At 68.7% G+C, this 26,144-nt stretch carries 20 protein-coding genes; 8 read left to right on the top strand and 12 right to left on the bottom strand.

Translation table 11 applies throughout. The annotated features are described in order from the left end of the window. Positions 1–206: 206 nt before the first annotated feature. Both V7060_RS07055 and V7060_RS07050 read right to left on the bottom strand, forming a co-directional pair. Entirely contained in the window at positions 207–3,077 is a 2,871-nt protein-coding gene (locus V7060_RS07055) for a serine/threonine-protein kinase (RefSeq protein WP_334178531.1), read from the bottom strand. Beyond that, a complete protein-coding gene (locus V7060_RS07050) occupies positions 3,074–3,625 on the bottom strand; it encodes an ECF-type sigma factor (RefSeq protein ID WP_334178530.1) in 552 nt (183 codons plus the stop codon). The genes V7060_RS07055 and V7060_RS07050 overlap by 4 nt, the downstream gene beginning before the upstream one ends. A gap of 250 nt (positions 3,626–3,875) precedes the next feature. Here V7060_RS07050 and V7060_RS07045 point away from each other — a divergent pair, with 250 nt between their 5' ends. Then, complete coding sequence (locus V7060_RS07045) at positions 3,876–5,540, top strand: hypothetical protein (RefSeq protein ID WP_334178529.1); 1,665 nt, start codon at positions 3,876–3,878, stop codon at positions 5,538–5,540. Between the two features lie 7 nt (positions 5,541–5,547). Here V7060_RS07045 and V7060_RS07040 read toward each other — a convergent pair whose 3' ends face one another. Continuing rightward, complete coding sequence (locus tag V7060_RS07040; protein ID WP_334178528.1) at positions 5,548–6,927, bottom strand: glutamate--cysteine ligase; 1,380 nt, start codon at positions 6,925–6,927, stop codon at positions 5,548–5,550. A 161-nt stretch (positions 6,928–7,088) separates the two neighbouring features. Between V7060_RS07040 and V7060_RS07035 the strand changes: the two genes are divergently transcribed. Beyond that, positions 7,089–7,805 carry a VIT family protein gene (locus V7060_RS07035; RefSeq protein WP_334178527.1) on the top strand — a complete coding sequence of 239 codons (717 nt, stop codon included), beginning with the start codon at positions 7,089–7,091 and terminating at the stop codon, positions 7,803–7,805. A 1-nt stretch (position 7,806) separates the two neighbouring features. Here the strand turns inward: V7060_RS07035 and yihA are convergent, their stop codons facing one another. After that, on the bottom strand, positions 7,807–8,409 hold the full coding sequence (gene yihA / locus V7060_RS07030) for a ribosome biogenesis GTP-binding protein YihA/YsxC (RefSeq protein WP_334178526.1): 603 nt from the start codon (positions 8,407–8,409) through the stop codon (positions 7,807–7,809). A 130-nt stretch (positions 8,410–8,539) separates the two neighbouring features. On the opposite strand from yihA, the gene V7060_RS07025 reads away from it, so the two are divergent. The 4 genes from V7060_RS07025 (at position 8,540) to V7060_RS07010 (ending at position 11,815) form a co-directional block, all read left to right on the top strand. After that, positions 8,540–9,322 carry a c-type cytochrome gene (locus tag V7060_RS07025; protein ID WP_334178525.1) on the top strand — a complete coding sequence of 261 codons (783 nt, stop codon included), beginning with the start codon at positions 8,540–8,542 and terminating at the stop codon, positions 9,320–9,322. A 124-nt stretch (positions 9,323–9,446) separates the two neighbouring features. Next, positions 9,447–10,103 (top strand): thiol:disulfide interchange protein DsbA/DsbL, encoded by a 657-nt coding sequence (locus V7060_RS07020; RefSeq protein ID WP_334178646.1) that lies wholly within the window; start codon positions 9,447–9,449, stop codon positions 10,101–10,103. Between the two features lie 96 nt (positions 10,104–10,199). Continuing rightward, positions 10,200–11,021: a thiol:disulfide interchange protein DsbA/DsbL gene (locus V7060_RS07015; RefSeq protein WP_334178524.1), complete on the top strand. Its 822-nt coding sequence runs from the start codon at positions 10,200–10,202 to the stop codon at positions 11,019–11,021. A 23-nt stretch (positions 11,022–11,044) separates the two neighbouring features. After that, positions 11,045–11,815: an endonuclease/exonuclease/phosphatase family protein gene (locus V7060_RS07010; protein WP_334178523.1), complete on the top strand. Its 771-nt coding sequence runs from the start codon at positions 11,045–11,047 to the stop codon at positions 11,813–11,815. 19 nt (positions 11,816–11,834) lie between these two features. Here the strand turns inward: V7060_RS07010 and V7060_RS07005 are convergent, their stop codons facing one another. The 7 genes from V7060_RS07005 to V7060_RS06975 form a co-directional block, all read right to left on the bottom strand. Next, entirely contained in the window at positions 11,835–13,136 is a 1,302-nt protein-coding gene (locus tag V7060_RS07005; RefSeq protein ID WP_334178522.1) for an EAL domain-containing protein, read from the bottom strand. A gap of 162 nt (positions 13,137–13,298) precedes the next feature. Next, positions 13,299–13,637, bottom strand: coding sequence for a DUF3325 domain-containing protein (locus V7060_RS07000; RefSeq protein ID WP_334178521.1), 339 nt, complete (start codon positions 13,635–13,637; stop codon positions 13,299–13,301). Then, positions 13,630–15,300 carry a PepSY-associated TM helix domain-containing protein gene (locus V7060_RS06995; protein WP_334178520.1) on the bottom strand — a complete coding sequence of 557 codons (1,671 nt, stop codon included), beginning with the start codon at positions 15,298–15,300 and terminating at the stop codon, positions 13,630–13,632. The genes V7060_RS07000 and V7060_RS06995 overlap by 8 nt, the downstream gene beginning before the upstream one ends. A 16-nt stretch (positions 15,301–15,316) precedes the next feature. Further along, a complete protein-coding gene (locus V7060_RS06990; protein ID WP_334178519.1) occupies positions 15,317–15,631 on the bottom strand; it encodes an iron uptake protein in 315 nt (104 codons plus the stop codon). A gap of 40 nt (positions 15,632–15,671) precedes the next feature. Beyond that, on the bottom strand, positions 15,672–17,813 hold the full coding sequence (locus V7060_RS06985) for a TonB-dependent siderophore receptor (protein WP_334178518.1): 2,142 nt from the start codon (positions 17,811–17,813) through the stop codon (positions 15,672–15,674). 330 nt (positions 17,814–18,143) lie between these two features. Next, a complete protein-coding gene (locus V7060_RS06980) occupies positions 18,144–20,984 on the bottom strand; it encodes a TonB-dependent receptor (protein ID WP_334178517.1) in 2,841 nt (946 codons plus the stop codon). 208 nt (positions 20,985–21,192) lie between these two features. Then, positions 21,193–21,966: a sulfite exporter TauE/SafE family protein gene (locus V7060_RS06975; protein WP_334178516.1), complete on the bottom strand. Its 774-nt coding sequence runs from the start codon at positions 21,964–21,966 to the stop codon at positions 21,193–21,195. An 87-nt stretch (positions 21,967–22,053) separates the two neighbouring features. Here V7060_RS06975 and V7060_RS06970 point away from each other — a divergent pair, with 87 nt between their 5' ends. Further along, positions 22,054–24,012, top strand: a complete 1,959-nt coding sequence (locus tag V7060_RS06970) for a transglycosylase SLT domain-containing protein (protein WP_334178515.1) — start codon at positions 22,054–22,056, stop codon at positions 24,010–24,012. 197 nt (positions 24,013–24,209) lie between these two features. Then, entirely contained in the window at positions 24,210–25,439 is a 1,230-nt protein-coding gene (locus V7060_RS06965) for a multifunctional CCA addition/repair protein (RefSeq protein ID WP_334178514.1), read from the top strand. Positions 25,440–25,473: 34 nt separating this feature from the next. Here V7060_RS06965 and V7060_RS06960 read toward each other — a convergent pair whose 3' ends face one another. After that, on the bottom strand, positions 25,474–26,127 hold the full coding sequence (locus tag V7060_RS06960; protein WP_334178513.1) for an MliC family protein: 654 nt from the start codon (positions 26,125–26,127) through the stop codon (positions 25,474–25,476). Positions 26,128–26,144: the final 17 nt, after the last annotated feature.

The following is a 26,144-nucleotide window of genomic DNA, read 5'->3' as shown; positions in this document are numbered from 1 at the left end:
CGGCGTGTGCTTCGCGGGGAACGTCCCTCCACCGGCGTCAGGACCATGACGATGCGCACCGCATCGGACGCGCCGCGCAACGATCGCGGTGATCCTCGCGTGGCGTATCGGATGGCGCGACGATCACGCAACCTTGTGTTGCGGGTGTCCCCTCTCCCACGGTACCGACGCCAACCGCTTTGCGGTCCGCGCGCACGGCCGTGCCGTCACAGGCGCGAAGACAGCGTCTCCGCATCGACGCGGTTGCGTTCGCCGGGCAACAGCATTTCCCGCATCACCGGCAATGCCTCGTCCAGCAGGCGGCGCGCTTCCTTGCGGTCGCCTCGCGCCGCCACATCGCCGGCCAGCGTGGCGCGCGCGACCGCCACGTCGACGGCACTGGCACTGGCCAGCAACCGCCGGACCGCGTCACGCTGGTGCCGCTCGGCGGATGCCGCGTCGCCGCGCAGGCGCTCCAGCGTGGCTTGCATGGCGGAGAAGTAGCCGAACTGCTCATGCGTGTCGGGCACGCCTCGCTGCGTCATGCGCGTACGCAACTCGGCCAGCAGGGGACCGCCGCGTGCGGTATCGCGCGTGCGCAGATAGAGGTTCAACTGGTCGCCCAGCACCTGCGCGTACTCGTCCGATGCATCGCCGTCCAGGCGCTGCGAGCGCGCCCGAAGATCTTCCAGTCGCGCCTCCGCGTCGTCGAACTTTCCGTTGGCCACCAGTGCGCGCGCATGCACGCGCTCGATGGTGCGGCGGAAGCTGTCCTCGGAAGAAACACCTGCATCGTCCAGTCGTGCGATGCCTTGCGTGGAACGCGCCAGGGCGACGGCATAGTCGCCGTACATGAGGCTGATGGTGGCGAGATTGGCCAACGCCATCGCCAGGTTGCGAGGACCCTCGCCCTGCCGGCTGGACAGGGCATAGCTTTTTTCCGCCGCCTCCCGCGACTCGCGATAGCGCCCCTGCCCCAGCAGGGTCTCCGCCAGCGTCTGGTACCACACGGTCGCACTGGTACCGCCGTAGCCGCCGGTCTTCTCGGCATCGGCGATGGCCCGCCGGACCACCTGTTCCGCCTCGGTCGCCTTGCCCTCCAGGAGCAGTCCGGACACCAGGCTCCTGACCAGCGTGCGCCGTACCGGCGAGTCGCTGGCGATGCCGTGTGCATCCGCGTACGCCAGGCCCTCCCGGCTCACCGACAACAGGCGGCGACGGTCATTCTGGAAGTTCGCGGCAGTGCCGATGTCCGAATAGATGTCCAGCACCACGTCGGCCGGCGGAGACGGCATGCGCTTGGCGAAGGCCAGCGAGGCTTCGGCCCGCTTGCGGCACCACTCCAGGCCGTATTTCTCCACGTGCCCCAGCGTCAGGTGCGCCATCGCGCGCAGTTGTTGTTCGGGATCGTCCGGCGCGAAGCGCTGGCGCAGCGCGACGGCCTGGTCCGCCGCGGCCAGGGACTCGGCATTGCGCTCCAGGTCCCCCAATTCGTCGGAATAGGCCACCAGATCGTCCGCCAATGCCAATGCTTCTTCGCGCGTCTGTGGTGCCACGTCCTTCAGGCCCGCGGAGAACAGCTCCACCGCCTGCTGGTCGTCGCCCAGCGAACGATAGAGCCGCCCCAGCATCCGCTGCACCGGCTGCCTCACCTGCGGCCCGAGTGCGCGCTGGTCGAGCTTGGCGCGTGCCTGGTCCAGCAGTTGGCGCACGCTGACCTCCGTGCTCATCGCCTGCTCGGGCGCCGCGGCGGCCAGGGTGTCGGCGAGGAACGTCAGCGTGGCGCGTGCGTTCTCGGATTCGCGTTCCGCGATGCGCGCCTGCGCGCGGGCCTCGCGCGCCTGCCACAGGGCCACGCCGGTGCCGGCCAGCAACGCGACCGCGACGATACCGGCCGCACTGGCGAGTCCGCGGTTGCGCCGCAGCCACAGGCGCGCACGGTCGGTCCGCGACAGCGGCACCGCGCTGATCGGCCGGTCGTCGAGCCACGCGCGCAGATCGTTCGCCAGCACGTCGGCCGAGGCGTAACGCGCTTCCGGGTCGCGGCGCAGGCAGGCCTGCACGATCTGCGCGAGGCTGCCGCGCAACGCGCGCGCCAGCGATGCCGGACTGTGCCCGCCGCGTTGCGCCGCCTGCTCGCTGCTGGATTGCGACGCGGCGCGCGTCAGCGGCTCCGGATCGCGCTCGAGTTGCTGCAGCTGGTGCGCCACCGGCGTCTCGTGCGTCACGCCGAACGGATGCGCGCCCGACAACAGCCGGTGCAATACCACGCCCAGCTGCCACAGGTCGGTGGCCGTGGTGATCGGCGCATCGAGCAGTTGTTCGGGCGAGGCGTACTCGAACGTCAGCGCGCGGTCGACGGTCACCGCGCGCGTATCCGCGAGTTCCTTGGCGATGCCGAAATCCAGCAGCTTCACGCGACCCTCGGCATCCACCAGCAGGTTGGACGGCTTGAGGTCGCGATGCACCACCAGGTTGCGATGCGCGTGGCGCACGGCATCGACCACCTGCAGGAACAGCACGATGCGCTCGCGCAGGCCGAGCTGCCGCGCATCGCACCAGCGGTCGATCGGCTGGCCGTCCACGAGTTCCATCACGAACCAGGGATCGCCGTCGCCGCTGATGCCGCCATCCAGCAGCGTGGCGATGTTCGGATGCCGCAGGCGGGCCAGGATCTGCCGTTCGCGCAGGAAGCGGTCGCGTGCGGCCTGCGAGTCGGTGCCCGCACGGATCAGCTTCAGCGCGGCATGCTGCGCATACGCGCCGTCATCGCGCTCGACCCGGTACACCGCCCCCATGCCGCCGTGGCCGAGGATGCCGGTGATGCGCCAGGCGCCGATGCTGCGGCCGACCAGCGCATCGCGCGCGACCTCGCCATGTTCGTCGCGGAACGCCCGTCCCCATGCCAGCGCGTCGCCGGCGAACGGCTCGGTGCTGCTCGCGTCCGCCGCCAGCAGGGCATCGACCGCCGCGCGCAGCGCATCGTCGCCGGCGCACGCGTGACGCAGCCACGGATCGCGCTCGGGCGGGGCGATCTCGACCGCCTCGCGGAACAGACCCAGTGCCCGCCGCCTGCGTTCGAGGTCGCCGTCGCTCATTTGTTCAGTTCCGCCAGCAGGAAGGCCCGCGCCGCGCGCCAGTCGCGGCGCACGGTGCGCTCGCTGACGCCCAGCATCTGCGCGATCTCGGCTTCCTCGTAACCGCCGAAGTAGCGCAACTCGACGATCTGCGCGGCGCGTGCATCGGCCTGGTGCAGGGCATCGAGCAGTTCGTCCAGCGCCAGCACTTCCACCACGGCGCGCTCGTCGCCCCCCAGCCGGGCCGTCAACGTCAGCGCATCCACGCCGCCGCCGCGCTTCTGCGCCTGTGCGACGCGCGCATGGTCCACCAGCACCTGTCGCATCGCCCGCGCCGACATCGCCAGCAGGTGCGCGCGGTCGTTGGCGGCCAGGCGCTCGCCGGTGGCCATCTTCAGGTAGGTCTCGTGCACCAGCACGGTGGTATCGAGATTGTCGTGGTGCCGGCGCAACTGCAGGTGGGCGGCACGCTTGAGTTCGTCGTACAGGCTGGCGAACACGGCATCGGCGGCGCGCACGTCGCCCTCGCGCGCGCGTTTCAGCAACTGGGTGACCGGAACCTGATCCATGCGTCGCTCGCGAGCGCCAAAACGCGCCGCGGCGATCCTTCCGCCCCGGCCCCCTGCGCGGAGTGTCGCATGCCACCGCATGCCGCCACGCCGCCCTTGGAACAACGTCGGATCCCCCGCTGCGAGGACAGTCCGGCGGGCAGCCGACTCCCGCCACCGACCTCCGTCCGTCGGATCGCACCGGATTCCGTGGCCGTCCACGCGCTGCCGGCGACGTTACGGTCGGACAGGGCCTTCACGGGAGAGTGCGATGACGCGTCGATCCTTGTTCCTGCCGCTGCTTGCCGTCCTGCTGGTCGCCTGCGACCGTGCGCCGACAGCGCCACCCGCCGCGGATGCCGCCGCCACGGCGCCGCCCCTGTTCGAGACGTTCGGCGACCTGCACCGCGACATCGGCAGCCGGGTGCCCGCGGCGCAACGCTATTTCGACCAGGGCCTGCGCATGGCCTACGGCTTCAACCACGAAGCGGCGGCGCGCGCCTTCGCCGAAGCCGAGCGCCTGGATCCGGCCTGTGCCATGTGCGTGTGGGGCCAGGCACTCGTATTGGGACCGAACATCAACCTGCCGATGGATCCGGCGCTCGCCAAGGACGCCACCGTGCTCGCGACGCGTGCTGCCCGGCTTGCCGGATCGGCACGCGAGGCCGACCGCGCGCTGATCCAGGCGCTGCAGGCGCGCTATGCCGACCCTGCGCCCGAGGACCGTGCACCGCTGGACCGCGCCTATGCCGACGCGATGGCGCGCGTCGTCGCGCAGTTTCCCGACGACGACGATGCCGCGACGCTGTATGCCGAAGCGCTGATGGATCTGTCTCCCTGGGCGTACTGGAAACCCGATGGCGCACCGGCCGAACACACGCCGCGCCTGCTCGGCGAGCTGGAGCGCGTCCTTGCGCGCAACCCGCGCCACATCGGCGCGATGCACTACTACATCCACGCCACCGAAGCCTCGCCCGATCCCGGACGCGCCGAACCCTATGCCGATGCGCTGGCCGCACTGGCGCCGGGGTCGGGCCATCTGGTGCACATGCCCGCGCACACCTACATCCGCATCGGCCGCTACCACGACGCCACCCTGAGCAACTTCGCCGCGACCACCGCGGACAAGGATTTCCTGGCGGTGTGCCGCGGCAGCAACGGCGTCTATCCGCTCGGCTACGTGCCGCACAACTGGCACTTCGCCACGATGACGACCAGCCTGACCGGTTCGCGCACCCTGGCCCTGCAGGCCGCGATGCAGACGGCCCAGCGAGCGGACCGTGCCGCGATGGGCGAGGCACCGATGCAGTTCATGCAGCAGTTCGTGGTCGCGCCCACGCTCACCCGCGTCCGCTTCGGCGACTGGGACGCGATCCTTGCCGACGACGCGACGCCGCCGGAACTGCCCTATCCCGCCGCCATCCGCCACTTCGCCCGCGGCATGGCGCAGCTGCGGAAGGGCACGTTGGCCGAGGCCGCTCGCGAGGCGGATGCGCTGCAGGCGATCGCGCGGGATCCGGCCATGGCGGAGCTGAGCTTCTTCGACCTCAACCGTGCCGACAGCGTCCTGCGTGTTGCCGACGCCCTGCTGCGCGGCGAGCTGCTGCGTGCGCAGGGCAAGCCCGCGCAAGGCATCGTCGCGCTGCGCGACGCGGTGACCGCCGAAGATGCGCTGGCCTACAACGAACCGGCCGACTGGCCGCTGCCGGTCCGTCACTATCTGGGCGCCGCACTGCTGGAGGAGGGCGATGCGAAAGGCGCGGCGGAGGCCTTCGCGCAGGACCTGAAGACCTATCCGCACAACGGCTGGTCGCTGTTCGGACTGGCGCAGGCGCAGGAACGCCTCGGGCTGGCGGACGCCGCGCGCGACACCTCGCGCCGGCAGGCCGCGGCATGGCAGTGGGCCGACGCGCCGCTGACCGCCTCGCGCTACTGAGCGCGGGTCAGTACGCGAACTCGCGGAACACGCGGTCGATGTCGCCGTTCCACTCGCCATGGAACAGCGCGAGCTTGCGTTCGGCAGGGGTTTCGTTCGCTTCGACGATCTCGACCAGTGCATCGAGGAAGCCGCTTTCGTCTACGCCCTTGCTGTTGAGGCGTGCGCGGCGCTGCAGGCCGCCGATGGCGATCTTCACCGCCTCGCGGGCGAGGTCGCGCACGCTGCCGCCACGGAACGGCAGCTTCAGCGCCTGCTTCGGCACACCGTCGCGCAGCGCGTGGCGTTCCTGCAGCGAGAAATCCTTCACCAGGTCCCACGCCGCATCGAGCGCGGCATCGTCGTACAGCAGGCCGACCCAGAACGCGGGCAGGGCGCAGATGCGGTTCCAGGGACCCGAATCGGCACCGCGCATTTCCAGGAACTTCTTCATCCGCACTTCGGGGAAGGCGGTGGTCAGGTGGTCGGACCAGTCGCGCAGCGTCGGCAGCGCGCCGGGCAGCACGTCCAGCCTGCCCTGCATGAAATCGCGGAACGACTTGCCGCTGGCATCGTGGTAGATGCCGTCGCGGTAGGAGAAGTACATCGGCACGTCGAGGATGTAGTCGACGTAGCGCTCGTAGCCGAAGCCGTCCTCGAACACGAAATCCAGCATGCCGGTGCGGTCGGCGTCGGTATCGGTCCAGATGTGCGAACGATAGCTCTGGAACCCGTTCGGCTTGCCTTCGGTGAACGGCGAATCGGCGAACAGCGCGGTGGCGACGGGCTGCAGCGCCAGCGACACGCGGAACTTCTTCACCATGTCCGCTTCGCTGGCGTAATCGAGGTTGACCTGCACGGTGCAGGTGCGCGTCATCATGTCCAGGCCTAGCTGGCCGACCCTGGGCATGTACGACTTCATGATCTGGTAGCGGCCCTTCGGCATCCACGGCATCTCGTCGCGGCGCCACTTGGGCTGGAAGCCCATGCCGAGGAAACCGAGCTGCAGTTCGTCGGCGACCTGTTTCACTTCCCTCAGGTGCGAACCCACTTCGGTGCAGGTCTGGTGGAGCGTTTCCACCGCCGCGCCGGACAGTTCCAGTTGGCCCGCCGGTTCCAGCGTGACCGAAGCGCCGTCCTTCGACAGCGCGATGACGCGGCCCGGCCCTTCGCCAATACGTTCCTCGATCGCTTCCCAGCCGAAGCGCGTCAGGCCCTTCAGCAAGGCCTCGATGCCACGATCGCCATCGAAGGTCGGCGGACGCAGGTCGTCCAGGCGGAAACCGAACTTCTCGTGCTCGGTGCCGATGCGCCAGTCCTGCGCGGGCTTCTCGCCGGAAGCGATGTAGTCGACCAGTTGCGTACGGTCGGAGATCAGCGTGTCGGCGACGTGGCTGGGGCTGGACAAGGGCGGTGACTCGCGTGGGGGAAGGCGCACCGCCGGTGGGCGGCGCGGCAAGGGCGGCACTATAGCGTGGCGACCCGCACGCCAGCAGGCCCACGCCGGCGACCCAGCGTCCCATGGACGGTCGCATCGACGCATCGACCACAGGCCGTTACGCTGCCTGCATGGACACCCGCCCGCCGTTCCCGACCAGCCCGCATCACGAAGCGCACCGCTCCGCACGCGTGGGCTGGTTGCGTGCGGCCGTGCTGGGCGCGAACGACGGCATCGTGTCCATCTCCGGACTGGTGGTGGGCGTCGCCGTCGCCGGCGCCAACCCCTCCACGATCCTGATGACCGGCATCGCGGGACTGGTGGCGGGCGCCATGTCGATGGCCGCTGGAGAGTACGTCTCGGTGCAGTCGCAGGCCGACGCTGAGGCTGCCGACCTGGCCATCGAGAAGCGAGCGCTGCAGGCCGTGCCGGATGCCGAGCGGGACGAACTGGCGCAGATCTACGTGCATCGCGGCCTGACGCCCGAACTCGCGCAGCAGGTGGCCGATCAACTGACCGCGCACGATGCGCTCGAAGCACACATGCGCGACGAACTGGGCTTTTCCGAGGCGATGCGTGCCCGCCCGGTGCAGGCGGCCTTCGCCTCCGCCGCCGCGTTCACGGTCGGCGCACTGCTGCCGATCGCCACCACCCTGCTGGCGCCGCCGGATCGCGTGGCGCTGGTCACCACCGTCGCCACGCTGGTCGGCCTGCTGGCCTCGGGTGGCCTGGCGGCCTGGGTCGGCGGCGCGCCGGTGCTGCGCGGCGCCTGGCGGGTCGGCTTCTGGGGTGCGATGGCGATGGCCGCCGCGGCGGCAGTCGGCCGCCTGTTCCACGTCAACGTCTAGGTCAGCCCAGCGCCAGCCAGTCGCCCACGACCATCCGTGCCTCGTCCACGCCCTGCTTCGATTCGGCCGAGAACGTCTGCACGCTGACGGTATCGCCGAAAGACGAGAACAGGTCCTTCTTCACCGCCTGCAGCGCGTTGCCCTGCTGGCCGCGGCCCAGCTTGTCGGCCTTGGTCAGCAGCGCATGGGCCGGCAGCCCGCGCTGGACGGCGTAGCCCAGCATCTGGCGGTCGTAGTCCCTCAGCGGATGGCGAATGTCCATCACCACCACCAGCCCACGGAGTGCTTCGCGGGTGCGGAAGTAGCGGTCGATGAAGGCCTGCCAGTGGGCCTGCAGGTCCTGCGGCACCTTGGCGTAGCCATAGCCGGGCAGGTCGACCAGGTAGCGCTCGGGCTGGACCTGGAAGAACACCAGCTGCTGGGTGCGGCCGGGGGTCTTGGACACCCGCGCCAGCCGGTTGTGGTTGACCAGCGCATTGAGGGCGCTGGACTTGCCGGCGTTGGAGCGTCCGGCGAAGGCCACTTCCAGGCCGCCATCCTCCGGCAACTGGCGCGGCGTGTGGGCGGAGAGCAGGTAACTGGCGGAATTCAGGGGGTTCGACATGGCGATAGGATCGCACGGGGGCGGGCCGGATACCGCCTGAATTGACCGCAAGCGACCGCCGCGACGATAATTCGCGGGTTTCGCGGACCCTTCGGGCACCGCCATCAGTCAAAGGTTTCGGAGCTTTAGCATGCGCCACGCTCGCGTTATGGGACTTGCCGGATTGGCCGTACTGGCCGTGGGCGCAGTCGCTTTTGCACAGACCACGGTCGTTCCCGTGCCGGACAACGTGCCGGTCGAGACCGCCCCGCTGGACATCAATCTCGCCAAGACCACCTGGGGCGACGCCAAGGCCGGCCAGACCAAGGCAGCCGCCTGCGCGGCCTGCCACGGCGCCGACGGCAACCCCAGCGATCCGCAGTACCCGCGCATCGCCGGCCAGAGCGAGCGCTACGTCGCCCAGCAGCTGGCGCTGTTCGCCTCGGGTGAGCGCAACACCGGCATGGCGATGGTGATGGCCCCGTTCGCCCAGACCCTCAATGCGCAGGACATGCGCGACGTGGGTGCGTACTTCGCCACCCAGAAGTCGGGCGCCGGCCTGGCCGACGACAGCGTCGTCGCCGGCGGTCCGTACAAGGACATGAAGTTCTACGAAGTGGGCCAGCAGCTGTACCGCAATGGCGACGCCAAGCGCGGCGTGCCGGCCTGCCAGGCGTGCCACGGCCCGACCGGCGCCGGCAACCCCGGCCCGGCCTACCCGCACATCGGCGGCCAGATGCAGGACTACACCGTGCGCCGCCTGACCGAGTACAAGGCCGGCACCACCACGCTCAAGGATGCCGCCCACTTCAACATCATGGCGCAGGTCGCCGGCCCGTTGACCGAGCAGGAAATCCAGGCGCTCGCCAGCTACCTGCAAGGTCTGCACGCGCGTGCCGACGACGTGGCGGCCGCCAAGGCCGGCGGCAAGTAATCCCGGACATCCGCCGCCTCGCGCGGCCGGAAGTTCAAGCTCCTGTTCATAGCGCCGGCCCCACCATGGCCGGCGTTTCTTTTTTCGCGGCGCCCGACCACCGGGCACCGCACGCAGAGGAAAAATCCCGATGGTGTCGCGTCTGCTGCCCGTGCTGATCACCCTGCTGGCCCTGCTGCCGGCCACCACGCTCGCCGCACCGCCGGCGCCCGGCCCGCTGGTCGAAGGCCAGGACTACGCGGTGATCCCGGACGGCAAGCCGTTCGCGCCGGCCAAGGGCACGATCGAGGTCGCCGAGGTGTTCGGCTACACCTGCATCCATTGCGCCCACTTCGAACCCACCCTCGCGGCGTGGAAGAAGACCCTGCCGCGCGACGTGAAGCTGACGCCCGTCCCGGCCGCGTTCGGCGGCTACTGGATCCCCTATGCGCGCGCGTTCTTCGCCGCGCAGCAGCTGGGCGTGCAGGAGCGCACCCACCAGGCGGTGTTCGATGCCCTGCACACGGCCGGCACGCTGCCGATCCAGAATGCTTCCGCCGACGAGATCGCCGGCTTCTATGCCAGCCAGGGCGTGGACCGGGCCAAGTTCATGGCCGCACTGCGCGGGACAGAGGTCGATGCGCAGCTCGCCAAGGCGCGCGACTGGGTCGGCGCCGCCGGCGTGGAAGGCACGCCGACGATCATCGTCAACGGCAAGTACCGCGTGATCGGCGGCCGCAACTACAGCGACATGCTGAAGATCGCCGACCGCCTCGTGGCCCGCGAGCGCACGCGCAAGTGATGATTCCGTCATGGCGACCACCCCGGGCGCCATGCAGAATGTGATGTCCCCGGCTCAGCCGACACCTCTTCCCCTGATGACCCTGGAGTCCGCGCGATGAAATCCCGCCACGTCCTGATGCTGTCCCTGCTGCTGCCCCTGCTGGCCGCCTGCGGTCCGAAGCCCTCGACCGACACCACCCCGACTGCCGAAGCGCCGACCGCTGCCACCACGGAAGATGCCACCGCCACACCCGCCGCGGAGGCATCCGCCGTTCCCACCGATGCTGCGGCAGCCGCCCCCGCCGAAGGCACGGATGCCGCGGCCACGAGCACCAATCCGGTCGTGCCGCCGCAAGGCCCGGCACCCGTGGCGGGCAAGGACTACGTCGAGATCCCCAACGGCCAGCCGTACGCGCCGCTCAACGGCCAGATCGAAGTCGTCGAAGTGTTCGGCTACGTCTGCCCGGCCTGCGCCCGCTTCGCACCCGAGATCGCCGCGTGGAAGAAGAAGCAGCCCGCCGACGTGCGCGTGTCGTACGTGCCGGTCGTCTTCGGCAACGTGTGGGCGCCGTACGGCAAGGCGTTCTACGCCGCGCAGGCGAAGGGCCTGGTCGACAAGACCCATGACGCCGTGTTCAGCGCCATCCACCTGCAGCGCGCGCTGCCGGGCGAAGGCCAGCCGCCGGCGGATCCCGCGCAGATCGCGCAGTGGTATGCCAAGTACGGTGTGGACGCGAAGGAATTCGTGTCGCTGATGAACAGCTTCGGCACCAATTCGCAGATCGCCCGCGGCATGCAGTTCGCCAAGAACAGTGGCGTGGAAGGCACGCCGACGATCATCGTCAACGGCAAGTACCGCGTCACCGGCGGCCAGACCTACGCCGACGTGCTGCGCATCGCCGATCACCTGGTCGCGATGGAACGCGCGCAGCGCTGAGCGGCACGGAAGCCCCCACTTCCATGCTCGACTCCCCCGCCACGCGGCGGCTGAGCCTGCTCAGCGCCAATATCCAGGCCGGCTCCAGTACCCGCCGCTACAGCGACTACGTGACCCGCAGCTGGTCGCATGCGCTGCCGGCGGGCAACAAGCGGGGCAGCCTGGATGCGATCGCGCAACTGGCCGGCGCGCACGACATCGTCGGCCTGCAGGAGGCCGATCCCGGCAGCTTGCGCTCGGGCTTCACCAACCAGACGCACTACCTGGCCGAGCGCGCGGGGTTCGACTACTGGACCCACCAGCCCAACCGCAATGTCGCGCGCGTGGCCGGCAGTGCGAACGGATTGCTGAGCAAGCTGGAACCGGTGGAAGTGAGCGACCACAGCCTGCCCGGCCGCATCGGTGGCCGCGGCGTGCTGATGGCCCGCTTCGGCGAAGGCGACGAAGGCCTGACCGTCGCCGTCGCCCATCTCTCGCTCGGCGCCAACTCGCGCCGCTCGCAGCTGGCCTTCATCGGCGAACTGCTGTCGGACCATCCGCACGCGGTGCTGATGGGCGATTTCAACTGCGTGCCGGACACGCCGGAGATGGAGCTGCTCTACAAGCGCACCCGCCTGCGTCCGCCGGCGTTCTGCGTGCCCACGTTTCCGAGCTGGCGCCCGCAGCGCGCGATCGATCACATCCTGCTCAGCGAAGGCCTGCGCGGCGACAACGCGCGTGCGATGCCCGCCGCCAATTCGGACCACCTGGCGCTGGCGATGGACATCGACGTACCGGACAGCGCGCTGCGCTGAATCCGTCACGCCGCATGGTTCAAGGCGATGTCGCGATGCGCTCGCTGAAGGCGGCCACGTCCATCGGACGGCCGAACAGGTAACCCTGGAACAGGCGGCATCCCTGCTCGCCCAGCAAGGCGAACTGGTCCTCCTGCTCGATGCCTTCGGCGATCACGTCGATCCCCAGGTCGCGGCCCAGCTGCAGCAGGTTGCGCGTGATCGTGGCCGCATGTGCATCGCGCACGACGCCACGGGTGAAGGCACGGTCGATCTTCATCTCGGAGAACGGCAGGTCGCGCAGGTACGACAGCGACGAATAGCCCGCACCGAAGTCGTCCAGCGACAACCGCACGCCCATCGCGTGCAGCGCGCGCATCTTGCCCACGGCATCGTCCATGTCGTGCACCAGCACGCTCTCGGTCAACTCCAGCGTCAATGCGCCGGCCTGGATGCCGCTGCGCGCCATCACGTCCTCCACCTGCTGCACGAAGTCCGGTTGCCGCAGTTGCAGCGCACTGATGTTCACCGACAGCCGCACGTGGCGCAGCGCCGGCGTCGCCTGCCAGGCCGCCAGCTGCCGGCAGGCTTCCTGCAGTACCCATTGGCCGAGCGGCAGGATGAAACCGGTATCTTCGGCCGCCTGCATGAAATCGACCGGACGGATCAGGCCACGCCGCGCATCCTGCCAGCGCAGCAGGGCCTCGGCGCCGACGATACGCCCCGCCGCATCGACCTGCGGCTGGTAGAACAGCACGAAACGGCGCTGCGACAACGCATCCCGCAGGGCGCGATGGAGCGCACGATGTTCGGCGATGTCCGTGTCGGCCAGCCGCAGCACGATCAGCAGGCTGGCCATCGCGGTGGCCAGGTTGATCCAGATGCCGACGCGGCGCACCTCGTCGGCGATCGCAAGCGACGACGGCGCCTGCAAGGGCGCGGCCGCGAACACCACGAACAACGCCATCAAGGCGCCGACCAGCGCATAGCGCAGCCAGGGCTTCTCGTCGCGGAACACGTGGTGGGCGCACAGCGCGAGCACCAGCAGGAAGACATGGCTGGTCCTGGGTACCTGCTCCGTCGGCACGTCGAGGAACGCGGAGAAGAAGCACAGCACGCCGGCCAGGCCGAGGAACGCCACCCACGATGCCGCGCGCGGGCGCCGCAGGCGAGCCATCACGATCACCCCCACGCCCAGCGATGCCATCGCCAGTTCCATGGCCGCCACCGGCCATTCGCCGCGCCACGCGAAAAACACCCCCCATCCCAGGCCCACCAGCGCCATGATGGAACCCGTGGCCAGCAACAGATGGAAGGCGCGGCGGCGCCGACGGCGATCCATCTTCGCCGGCCACCCCACGGCACGCATATTGTCGACCGGCGCATCCATTCGATCAGCACCCCCCTCTGTCCGCATCGTACTCCTGCGGCACCGGAAGTCATGGTGCGCTTGCCGGCGCATTCGCTGCACCGTCCTGGCGGGCGGGAGCACCGGCGGCGATCCTCAGGGGCGCGTCGGGCCGCTCCGCATCCAGGGCACGAGCAATCGCAGCCAGCGCGGCCGCCAGGCGAGCGTCATCGCCACGCTGGCGGCGGCCGCCGTCAGCCCCATCACCCAGACCAGGCTGGCCATGGTGGCGTGATCGACCGCCAGGCACAGCCCCAGTGCCACCGCCAGCGCGACCGCGCCCGCAACCTTCAGCGCGCGCCTCGCCGGTGCGGCAAGCGGCGCACTCCACACCTGCTGCGCGTGCACCGGCATCGACAACGCAAGCCATCCCATGCCGGCCACGCTGGCGACCAGCGCCGCCAGCAGCAGGAGGGCGGATGCCGACTCATGCATGGGTCGTCTCCGGTTCCGCGATGCGCGATGCCGGGGCGGATGCAGCGCGCCGCTTCAGCGTGCGTGCTGCCAACGCCGCCAGCGCGCCACCCGCCAACAGCGCCAGGTCCACGCCCGCCACCGGCCAGTAGCCCGCGCCGATCGTCTTCAGCAGGTGGTCGCCGGTGGTGATCCAGTTCAGCAGCACCGTCGTCGGGGCGAGCAACGCGATCATGCCGCATTGCTCTCGCCACGCCGGATTGGCCAGGCCGCGCGCCACCGGTGCGCTACGCCACGCGGCATGCAGCAACGCCAACAGCCAGGTACCCCAGAACGCATAGCGTTCCCAATCGCCGCGCGCGGGAAGGTCATCGGGCAACAGCCGGTTGGCCACCAGGATGCCGAGCGCCGCCAGCACCATGCCGGTCACCATGGTCACCGCCAATGCATCGACCACGCGCGCACCCTGCTGTCCCTGCCGCGCGTGCTGGCGCTTGCGCTTCTCGACGAAGAACAGGAACCCGGTGGCGATGCACACCGCACCGAGAAGACCGCCCAGCACGTACATCCAGCGCAGCAACCAGTGACGGAAGTGCTGCAGGTGCAGCCCGGTGAGGAATTCGGCGACGCGACCCGCGGCCGTGGGCGCGGGATCTTCGCGGATCAGCTCGCCCGTCGACGCCTTGAAGTGGATACCGTCGCCGACCAGCGCGATGCGGTCGGTGCCGGCGCGATACACGCTGACGTACCCGTTGGCATCGCCGACATGCTGCAGGACGAGGAATCCGACGTCGCCGGCCTTGTCGTTTGCCTGCCAGCGGCGCTGCGCCTCGGCGACCATCGCGTCGACGTTCGCCAGGCCCGCCGGCACCCCCGCGCGTTCGTGCGGCAATCCGGTCTCGCGCGCCTCCACGTCGGCATGCAGGTCATGCAGTTCGTGCAACTGCGTGTGGCCCAGCGGAAAGTAGTAGGTCGACGCGAAGATCAGCAGCCCGGTGAAGGCGAAGAAGAAGTGGAACGGCAACGCCACCACGCCGGTCAGGTTGTGCAGGTCCAGCACGCTGCGCAGCCCGCCCTTGCCCGGCCGGAAGGTGAAGAACTCGCGGAAGACCTTGCGGTGCATCACCACGCCGGTGACCAGCGCGACGAGCATCATCAGCGCGGAAAAACCGACGATCCAGATCCCGAGCTGCTTCCAGTCCAGGGTCAGCCCGTAGTGCATCGGATAGAAGAATCCGCTGCCGACCTTCAGGCGGTCGTCGGGCAGCGGCGTGCCATCGCGCGGATCGATGGTGGTGTCGGCCCAGATGGCTTCCTCCGGATCCTTCGCGTTGGGAACTTCGTAGCCGGCGAACAGCTGCAGCACCGGATCGCGATGGGTGGTGTACGCGCTCCAGCTGACCACCGTGTCGAAGCGCGCCGGCATCGGCCCGTCCACGCGGGGACGCATCGCGTCCACGGCGGCGGGCAATGGCTGCATGCGCTCGAAGGCCGGCCGCAGGACCTGTTCGTACGACGGCATGGGCTGCGGTTCGAAGCGCGTGGACGGAATCGCCCAGCGATCGATTTCGCGGTCGAACACCGACAGCGCGCCGAAGAAGAACGCGGCCATCAGCACGAAGCCGAGGACCAGTCCGAACCAGGTGTGCACCCAGGCCATCGCCTGGCGGAAGCCCTGCATCATGTCGACCTCCTCCGGCTCAGACCAGCAGCGATTGCACGAACGAACCGGTCGCGGCCAGCAACGCGCCGCCACCGGCCAGCACCGCCCACGCCACCCACGGCGCGCGCGCCACGAACGCCCACAGGAACACCACGAGGAACGCCAACACGCCCAGCAGGCAGGCGAGGAACTCGGCATCGTGGAAATCCATGCCGGCCGCGAACATCAGGCTGGCACCCGCGGCCACGATGCCCCAGGCAAAGGCATAACCCCCGAAGACGGCGGTGGCGATGCGCACCGCAAGCTGCAGGCGCCGCGAACGGGGCGGCACCGGACTCATGATCGTGGACATGGGGGCGGCGGCGACCGTGGCAGCAAGGGCGTGGACGGGATCAGAACCGGTATTCGAGGCTCAGCGACCAGTGCCGCGGCGCACCGTAGTAGCCGATCTGGTACAGCGTGTTGATGTACTTCTCGTCGGTCAGGTTGCCGACGTTCGCCCGCAGGGTCGCGTTCTCCAGGAAATCCCATGCTGCGAACGCATTGAGCACGGCGTAACTTCCCTGCCGTACGGTCTGGCCGCTGTAGCTCTCGACGTTGGAGATGGCGCTCTGCCAGCGGCCGCCGATGCCGAACGACAACGCTGCGTAACTCGGCAAGCGCGCGCTGAGCATCAGGTTCGCGGTTCGGCGCGGGACCCAGTCGTAGGTCAGCGCGCCTTCTTCGCCTTCCATCTTCAGGTGCGTGTACCCGAACACGAGGTCGGTGTACTCGTTGAGCTTGCCGGTCGCCTCGAACTCCCAGCCCTTCGATTCCACGTCCAGCGGGACGTAGTAGTTCAGCAGGGTCTCGGTGTTGTAGCCGGCGAACGTCGCCAGCCCGTCCTGCTCGGCGTTGAAGTACGCCAGCGTCGTCAGCAGGCGCTTGTCCAGCCACTCCGCCTTCACGCCGACCTCGTAGTTCACGCCTTTCGACGGCGCCAGGTAGAAGCCGTCGAAATCACGCTGGTCCTGCGGTTGGTAGATGTCCGAATAGCTGACATAGCCCAGCAGGGTGTCGGTGAAGTCGTACGTCAGGCCGGCATACGGGCTGGTGTTGCTTTCGGTTTCCGCGAAGGGCACGCCATCGTTGTTGCCATCGCGGTGGTACTCCGCGTAGTTCACGCCGACGATCGCCTTGAGGTCTTCGGTCAGCGACAGGCGGGTCGCACCGAAGGCGCGCTTCAGCCGCTGGTTGAATGCGCTCGAGGCCACCTGCGCCTCCCATGCCGGTTCCGGCACCGCATTGCCCGCATAGGGGAACGCAGGCAGCGGACCGAACGCCAGCGAGCCACCCGGCGCCGGATTGAACCAGTAGCGCTGCTCGCTTTCCGCATGGCTGATGCCGAACATCGCTTCATGCTCGCGGCCGAACAGCTGGAAGCGGCCGTTGACGCTCAGGTCCACCAGATCCGAGGTCAGTTCGTCCTGGCCCTTGTAGGCCCAACCCAGCAGGCCGACCCCGGTCACCGGGTCGAGGCCGGCGAACGAATAGGCGAAGAACAGCTCGTCGTCGTTGTCGCCCTTGCGGCGGTTGTAGGTCGCCTTCAGCTGCCAGTCGTCGCCCAACTGGTGCGTGTATTCGACGAAGGCGGCCTGTGTGTTGGTGTCCCAGTAGGTCCAGTCCACCGTCGTCGACGCGCCCACGTCCCACGACGGCTGCGTGCCGTCGATGTTCACGAACGGCAGCGCACCCCACATGTTGCCGGTGGTGTCGGCCCGCTGCCACGAGTAACCGAACGTCAGCGTGCCGTTCTCGCCCACCTGGCCATCGATCACCGCGTAGCCGAAGGTGCGTTCGTTCTCCAGGTCGCGCAGGTAGGAATCGCCCTCTTCGCGCGCGAACACCACGCGACCAGCCCACGTGCCGTTGTCGTTGAACGGCCGGGAATAATCGAACTCGACGCGGCGCTCGCCCCACGAACCGACCTTCACGCCCACCGAGCCTTCCGCGTCATTGGTCGGGCGCTTGCGCACGTAGTTGATGGTGCCGGCCGAGTTGCCGACGCCGGTGAGCAGGCCGTTCGCGCCACGGATGACCTCGAGCTTCTCGTAGCCGAAGGCGTCCATCGCACCGGTGGCGATACCCCAGTCGTTGGGCATGCCCACGCCGTCGACCTGCGTGCTCTTGATCTCGAAGCCGCGCGCCAGATAGTTGGTGCGGTTGGTTTCCCATTCCTCCACCTGGATGCCGGTGGCCAGGCGCAGCGCCTCGTTGAGGCTGTCGGCGCCGAACTGCGCCATCTGTTCGCTGCTGACCACGCTGATCGACTGCGGCGTGTCCTTGATGGCCAGGTCCAGGTTGGTTGCGCCATTGCTGACGCGGTTGGCACGCTGGCCCACCACCAGCACCGTATCCAGATCCGTGGCATCGGCCCCGCCGGCGGCTGGCGCGGCCTCCTGGGGTGCCGCCAGCGCCATGCCGGACAGGCAGGCCAATGCCAGGCCGATGGCAGCCTGCAATGGGCCGGGAGCGAAACGATGTCGGGCGGACACGGCGGGCGGAACGGACGAACGCAGACGACGCATGGAGGGACCTGGGGGAGGACGGAGGAGGGAAGGCGGCACGCAAGGCCGATGGCGGTGGACTGGCCCGGAGCGACTCGCGCGCTGTCGGACAGGACGGCCACCACCAGGTCGCCATTAAATGCGAATGATTCTTGTTTTTCAAGACGCAGGGGCACCTCGCACCCGCGACAGATCGTCACGCCCTTCCCGACGGACACCCTGCTCCGCGCGCCTGCACGCCATGCGCGCGCCCTCGACCCGGATACGAAGAAGCCGGCATGCGCCGGCTTCCCGTCCTTCCTCTTTTCCTTCCCCGCGTCAGAACCGCAGGCTGGCCCGCACGTAGAAGAAGCGACCACCCGGGATGTCGTAGGTCGACGCCTCGTAGCCGTTGAGCGAGCACGAGGTGCACACCGGCGGATCCTCGTCGAACAGGTTGTTGACGCCGCCGGTCAGCTGAAAGCCCTTGAGCCACTGGAAGTCGTAGCCCAGTTGCAGGTCGTGGTACGTCGTCGCGTCCAGCGTGTTGGTGGTGGCCGTGCTGCAGAACGCGGCCGGGTCCGCAGCCAGGCAGGCTTCCTCCATCTCGGACAGATGGCGGACGCTCCAGGCGGCATTCCAGTTGCCGAGCTTCCAGTCCAGCGTCGCGGTGGACGTCCATTCGGGAATGGCCGTGTCGTTCACCACGATGCCCGGCCCTTGCGGCTGCACCTGGCCGCCGGCACCGCGCGCCTCGTAGCGCGTGACGAAGGTGTTCTGCCAGCTCAGCTTGAAACGGCCAAGGTTCGACTCGGGTAGCGTCCAGAACACGTCCGCATCCCAGCCATCGGTCTTGATCGAACCGAGGTTGATCAGGAAGTTGGCGAACGTGTCGATCTCGCCGGAGGCCAGCCGGTCGATGCCGGTGCAGTACTGCGGGTCCTGCGTGGTGGCGCACAGGTCCAACTGGGTTTGCGCGTCGATGGCCTGGATGGCGCCTTCGAGGTTATGCCGGTAGTACGTCACTTCGATGTCGAACTTGTCGGACCACGCCGCGTCCTCCGCGAACGATGGACTGAACACCAGGCCGGCGCTGAAGCTGCGGGCGGTTTCCGGTTGTAACGCAGGATTGCCGCCGGTCAGCACCGGGATCTGCGGATCGTTCTGCCGCGCCCCGGCCGGCACCCCCGGGCAGGCGACCGGTGCGAGCGACCCGGCCGGCGCACTGGGCGGCACCAGGCAGGGATCGACCAGCAGCGCGTCGAAGCGGCTCTGCGAGCCGTAGAGCTCGCCGATCGACGGTGCACGGAAGCCCTCCGCATAGGTCGCGCGCAGCAGCAGGTCTTCGGCGACCTGCCAGCGCAGGCCGTACTTCGGCGTGAACTCGCCACCGAAGGTGGAGTAGTCCGAGTAGCGGCCCGCTACGCTCAGGTCGATCTTGCCCGCGCCGTTCTGCTGTGCATACAGCGGCACGTTGAGTTCGAGGTAGGCCTCGTTGACGTCGTACTTGCCCGACGTCGGCAGCGACGGCACGCCGTTGTACTCGCCGGCCACGGTCTGCGGATCCGGGTTGTAGCTGCCTTCGTACTTGCGGTACTCGTAGCCGGCGGCGAACTCGATGTCGCCGGCCCAGCCCGGGAACAGCGCACCACTCAGATTGGCGGTGACCTGGGTCAGTTTCTGCTCACTGCGGTCGCGAAACAGCGGACTGATGTAGGCCAGCATCGCCGGCGTGATGGTGTCGAAGCCGAAGATGTCCAGTGGCGTGCAGCCGGCCGTGGCGGCGCACACCGCCGGATCGCCCAGTGCGATGGCGATGTTGCGCGCGTTGTAGCTGCCGCGATTCAGTTGCTCGGCTTCGTTCTTCCCGTACGCGGCGTTGATGTCCCAGAAGAACTGCCGCTCGCCGCCGAACGAGCCTTCCAGGCCCGCGGCGATGTACTGCGTATCGACCTCCTGCTCGAAGATGCGCGGCCCGCCTTCGTACGGGCGGCGACGGAAGCTGATCAGATTGCCGCCCGTGTTGCCGTCGAGCGCGAAACCGAACGGATTGAACGGGTGGTTGGCGGGAATCACCAGATTGGCCGTGTAGGTGCTGCCCGCGCCCGGCCCCAGGTCGATCGGTTCCGGGGCCGCGCGATTGGTGGATTCGCGTCGGTTGTACAGCGCCTTCGCGTAGAAATTCAGCTGCTCGGTGACGGCAAACCGGTACTGGCCGAACACACCCATGCGCTCGGAAGGCGTGATCACCATGTTGAAGGGCGCGTAGTTGTACGCTTCGTTGGCGAGGTTGAGGCAGTGGAAGCCATCGGTGCGCGGCACGCCCGACGCACAGTCCGGCAGGTTCGGCGTGTACGTGGGATTGGTCTGGCCGGCATTCGCGGTCAGCAGGTACTCCACGCCGTTCGGATCCAGGAAGCGGAAGAAGCCACCGGGCACACGCGAGCTGCCGCCCTGGATGGGGATCGCCGAGATGGGCCTGTCGGCCGAACTCACTTCTTCCTGATTGTTGTAGCTGAGGCTGAGGAACAGGCTGCTGCGATCGTTGTTGAATCCCCACGCCAGGTCCGCGCCGGACAGTTCACCATCCCCCTCGCCGTACTCGCCATAGTGGAGCGTGACCTGCCCGCCATCGAAGTTGCGGCGCGTGATGATGTTGACCACGCCGGCGATCGCGTCGGAACCGTACAGCGACGAGGCGCCGTCCTCCAGCACCTCGATCCGTTCGACCAGCGCGAGCGGAATGGTGTTGAGATCGACCGCCGCACTGACACCGGAGGCGGACGACTCGTTGACCCAGCGCATGCCGTCGACCAGCACCAGCACGCGCTTCGGCCCGAGGTTGCGCAGGTCCACCTGGGCGGAACCCGCACCGACACCGTCGCCGTTCGGCGAAAACCCGAAGTTGCCGGATGAGTTGAACTTGGTATTGAGTGCGGAGCCGGAGCCGGTCAGTTCCTGCAGGATGTCGCCGATGGAGGTCAGGCCGGTGCGTTCGATCTCCTGCCGCGACAACACCTGCACGGGGACGCGCCCCTCCATTTCGGCGCGCTTGATGCGGCTGCCGGTCACGGTGAGGGTGTCGAGCGTGGTGGCTTCCTGTGCCACGGCGGTGGCGGGCAGGGCGAGGAGCACGGCGATTCGAATGGCCGAAGCCAGGGTGTGGCGGCGCGTGTTCATGGATTCTCTCTCCGGAAAGGGGCAAGCCGCACGGCAATCGCCTAAAGCGCCTTGTCCTTCCTTGTAAAGAATCCGTAAAACGCCCACAACGGAAACAGGTCACCATTTTGAAAATGGTAACGGCGATTATCTGCGAGTAAATACGGATACCCGGAGTTTCTACACACCACCGTCACGAGCATTAACAACTAAATGCATGTAGGCCGCGTCAGCCACTCGCGATGATCGCGACGCCCATCACCACCATGAACACCGCGAACACCCGCTTCAACGCCTTGCCGCCGATCCGGTGCGCGAGCTTCGTTCCATAGGGCGCGGCGATTACCGAAGCGATCGCGACGCCGATGGCGGCCGGCAGGTAGATATAGCCGATCGCGTGCGACGGCAGCGCGCCCGACGGTGCGTGCAACGCATAGCCGAATGCGCTGGCGAGACCGATGGCGACGCCGCAGGCACTCGAGGTGCCGACCGCACGCACCGGCTGCACGCCGCGCGACACCAGCAGCGGCACGGTCATGCTGCCGCCGCCGATACCGACGACCGCGGACACCGCGCCGATCACCGAACCCGCAACGGTCATGCCGGGTCCGCGCGGTGCGGGCACGCCGCGCCCCTCCGGATGCGCGTTGCCGCCGAACGCCATCTGTGCGCCGGCGACGAAGCAGTAGCCCGCCACGATCCAGCGCAGCACCTGGTCGTCCAGATGCACCGCCAGGCCGCTGCCCAGCCAGCCACCCAGCAACAGGCCCGGCACCATCCACGCCACCGTCGGCCACAGCACGCTGCCGCGTCGATGGTGCGCGTATGCCGACGATGTTGCGGTCAGCACGATGCTCGCCAGCGAACTCGCCAGGGCCGCATGCATCGCAGCCTCTTTCGGAATGCCGTGCATCGGCAGTATCCACGCGAGTGCGGCGACCAGCACCAGGCCGCCACCGATGCCGAGCAGCCCCGCGAGAATGCCGGCCAGCACACCGAGCACCGGGAATATCCACACACCTTCCACTCGCCACCTCGCCGTCAGGGCCTGTCTACAGGGAGGTTCAGGCGGTTTGGGTATAGTCCCGGCATGATCCGCATTCCCCTCGTTATCGTACTCGCTGCTTGCGCGAGCCTGTGTTCCGCGCCCGTCCTGCACGCGCAATCGCTCGATGCGCGGCGGCCTGCCGTACGCGATGCGCTCGCTGCCGCCGAGGCCGGGCGCTTCGATGCCGCCTCGTCGTCGCTCGCCCGCCACCCGCTGTATGGATGGATCGAATTCGCCGGGCTGCGCCGCGATCCCGATGCGGTTTCCACGTCGCAGGCGCAGGCATTCCTGAAACGGTACGAGGGCCAGGCGGTGGCCGACCAGTTCCGTCCGCTCTGGCTGGCGGCCCTTGCGCGCCGGCAGGACTGGCCGACGTTCCTCGGTGCGTGGACACCGACCGACAGTATCGCCCTGCAATGCGCGCACCTGCAGGCGCGGCAAGCCACGGGCCGCATCGACGCGGCCTGGACCGAACAGGCGCAGGGAATCTGGCGCAAGGGGGCCAAGGCGCTGCCCGGCGGCTGCGATGCCGTGTTCAACCTGCTCTCCGCCCAGGGAACGCTGACACCCGCACTGCGCTGGGAGCGCATCGACGCCGCCGCAGGCGAACGCCAGCCAGCGGTCATGCGCAGTGCGGCACGCGGACTGCCCGCCGACGAAACGGCGCTGGCCAACGACTACGCCGCGTTCATCGACGCCGTCCATCCCAGGGCATTGAACTGGCCGAAGACCGACCGCAGTCGCCGCATGGCGGCGCAAGGGTTGGCGAAGCTTGCGCAGAACGATCCCGATACCGCCGAACGCCTGCTGCCGCAGTATGCCGACGCGCTCGGCATGGGGGAGCGCGAACGCGGCCAGGTGCTGTACCAGATCGCGCTGTGGACGGTCGCCTCGTACGGACCGGATTCCGCGCGCCGGCTGGGCAACGTGCCGGAGTCCGCCTACGACGAACGCCTGCACGAATGGCGTGTCCGCGAAGCGCTCGCACGCGGCGACTGGCCCGCGGCACTGGCGGCGTTGCGGAAGATGCCGACGGCGCAACGCAACGACGCGCGCTGGCGCTATTTCGAAGCACGCATGAGCGAAAAGACCGGCGACCGCGCGGGCGCGCAGCGCCTGTTCCGCGAAACCGCGAGCAGCCCGACCTTCCACGGCTTCCTCGCGGCGGACCGCCTGGAACAACCGTATGCGTTGTGCGCGTGGATCCCCAACGATCCCGCGACGGCGAAGCAGGCCATCGCGCGCGACCCGGCCATCGTGCGCGCGATGGAACTGTGGCAGCTGGAGCGCCCGGGCTGGGCGACCGCGGAGTGGAATGCCGCGCTCTCGCGCTTCGACGACACCCAGCGCCGCATCGCGGTGGAGGTCGCACAGGACAACGGCTGGTTCGACCGTGCCGTGTTCTCGCTCGGCAAGCAGCCCGACGAGCAGCGCCTGTACCAGCTGCGCTTCCCGCTGCACCACGACGACACCATCAAGCGCGAAGCGACGAAGCACCGCATCGACCCCGCGTGGGTCGCCGCCGAGATCCGCGCCGAGAGCGTCTTCAATCCCAAGGCGCGCTCCGGTGCCAACGCGATGGGCCTGATGCAGGTGCTGCCCACCACCGGTGCCGGCGTCGCCAAGCGGCTGGGCATTCCCTACGCCGGTGCGGCCAGCCTGTATGACTCCGACACCAACATCGCCATCGGCACCGCCTACCTGCGCGAGATGGAAGACAAGTACGGCGTGCCGTATGTCGCCATCGCCGCCTACAACGCCGGCCCCGCACCGACCGCGCGCTGGCAGTCGCAGCGCCCGGGGTACGACCCGGACATCTGGATCGAGACGATCAGCTACAAGGAAACCCGCGAATACGTGGCGCGCGTGCTCGCCTTCAGCGTGATCTACGACTGGCGCCTGGACGGCACCGCGCTGCCGGTCAGCGATCGCCTGATGGGGCGCGTGCAGGCCAAGCGCAAGGCGTTCACCTGCCCGGCGGCGCAGATGCCGAAGAGCTGAGGCCGTGGGGTTTCCTGTAGGAGCGACGTCAGTCGCGACCGCGGAAACGGATCAAACAGGCCACCATCAGGAAGGCACGTTGCTGCGGACCTTTCACGCGTGATCGCAAGGTCCATGGCCTATACCTCTCTCGGTCGCGACTCACGTCGCTCCTACAGGAATGCCGCTCGGCGCCTCCGATCCGGCATCATGTCGCCATGAAAACCTATCTCGTCGGCGGCGCGGTACGCGACCGGTTGCTGGGCCTGCCACCCGGCGACCGCGACTGGGTCGTGGTTGGCGCCACGCAGGCGCAGATGGAAGTGCGGGGGTTCAAGGCCGTCGGACGCGATTTCCCGGTGTTCCTGCATCCGGATACGGGCGAGGAGCATGCGCTGGCGCGTACCGAACGCAAGAGCGGCCGCGGCTATCGCGGCTTCGTGGTCGATGCCGATCCGTCGGTGACGCTGGAAGAGGACCTGCAGCGGCGCGACTTCACCCTCAACGCCATCGCACAGGATGGCGACGGTCGCCTGATCGATCCCTGCGGCGGCGTGCGTGACATCGACGCGCGCGTGCTGCGCCATGTCGGGCCGGCCTTCGTCGAGGATCCCCTGCGCGTGCTGCGTGCCGCGCGCTTCATGGCCCGGTTCGCGTCGCTCGGCTTCACCATCGCGCCGGACACGATGGCGCTGATGCGCGACATGGTCGCCAGCGGCGAACTCGATGCGCTGGTACCCGAACGGGTGTGGCAGGAACTGCGTCGCGCGCTGGCGTCGGCATCGCCGTCGGCCTTCCTGTCCACGCTGCGCACGTGCGGCGCGCTGGCGGTCGTGTTGCCGGAAGTGGATGCGCTGTACGGGGTGCCGCAGCGCGCGGAATACCACCCGGAAGTCGACACCGGCATCCATCAGCAGATGGTCAGCGACATGGCGGCACGGCTGGCGCCGGGCGATGCGCTGATCGGGTTCGCCGCCCTGGTGCACGACCTGGGCAAGGCGCTGACGCCCGCCGACGTCTTGCCGAAACACATCGGCCACGAGCATGCCGGGGTGAAGCCGGTGCTGGCGCTGTGCGAACGCCTGAAAGTACCCGCCGACCACCGCGAACTCGCGGTGATGGCCTGCCGCGAGCACCTCAACGTGCACCGGCTGGCGGAACTGCGCGACGCCACGGTGGTCGACCTGCTGACGCGCTGCGACGCCTTCCGGCGTCCCGAGCGCATTCCCTCGCTGGCCACGGTGTGCGAGGCGGACAAGCGCGGCCGCGGCGGCCACGAAGAGACGGATTATCCGCAGGGTCGCGAGCTGGTGCGCCTGCACGAGGCCGCCTGCGGTGTCAGTGCGGGCGATGTGGTGCGCGACGGCATGGCGGGTCCGGAGATCGGCGCCGCCGTGCAGGCCGCGCGCGTCGCCGCGGTGCATCGCGCCCGTCGGACTGCGGGTTGATCAGCGCATGGCGTGATCGCCCGCTGCCTGCGCGTCAGGGAAGTGGCCGGCAGGTCAGCTTGTTGCCGAAGAAGTCGACGCTGGCTTCGCCCTGGTGCTCCCAGTATTCGATGCCGGTCCGTCCGTACTTCGCACCGCTCGCCGCCGGTTGCGGGAAGACGATGGCCTGGTCGTTGCCCCACACCATCACGGCCGCCTGCGGGTCGATGTCGTTGTAGTAGGTCATCGTGAAAGGCAGGCGGTTGTCGCTGCAGCGATAGCCCACCTGCTTCGGCACGGCGGCACCGGGCGCCGCGATCGCCAGCTCGACCAGCCGGGTCTTGTAAGCCTCGAGCACGCACACGCGTGCATCCTCCGCCTTCCAGCATTCATCGCGTCCCTTGGCCCAGCCCCGCTGCACGGCCGGATCGCGGTCGTTCGCTTCGGCCTGGCGGGCCGCGAGCTGGCGGTCGAGGGCGGCGAGCGTGGCATCCGCGCAGACCAGTTTCTCGGCCTGGCTCTCCGCGTTGGCGCAATCGAATGAAGGCGTCTTCGCCTGCGGTGCGGCGGCGGCGGCCTGGTCGACGGCCGCCATGGCGGCGGCCACGCCGGGATCCGCCGGCGCCGACGGGTCGGTGGCGGTCGGAGCGGGTGCGGGGCTGCACGCGGCGAGCAGTACGAGTGCGATGCAGGGCAGGCACGATTTCATCGACGGACTCCGGCGCG

Origin of the sequence: Pseudoxanthomonas sp., from assembly GCF_036845285.1 — a bacterium.
Taxonomy (GTDB): Bacteria; Pseudomonadota; Gammaproteobacteria; order Xanthomonadales; family Xanthomonadaceae; genus Pseudoxanthomonas_A.
This window is presented reverse-complemented; position numbering and strand designations above follow the sequence as displayed.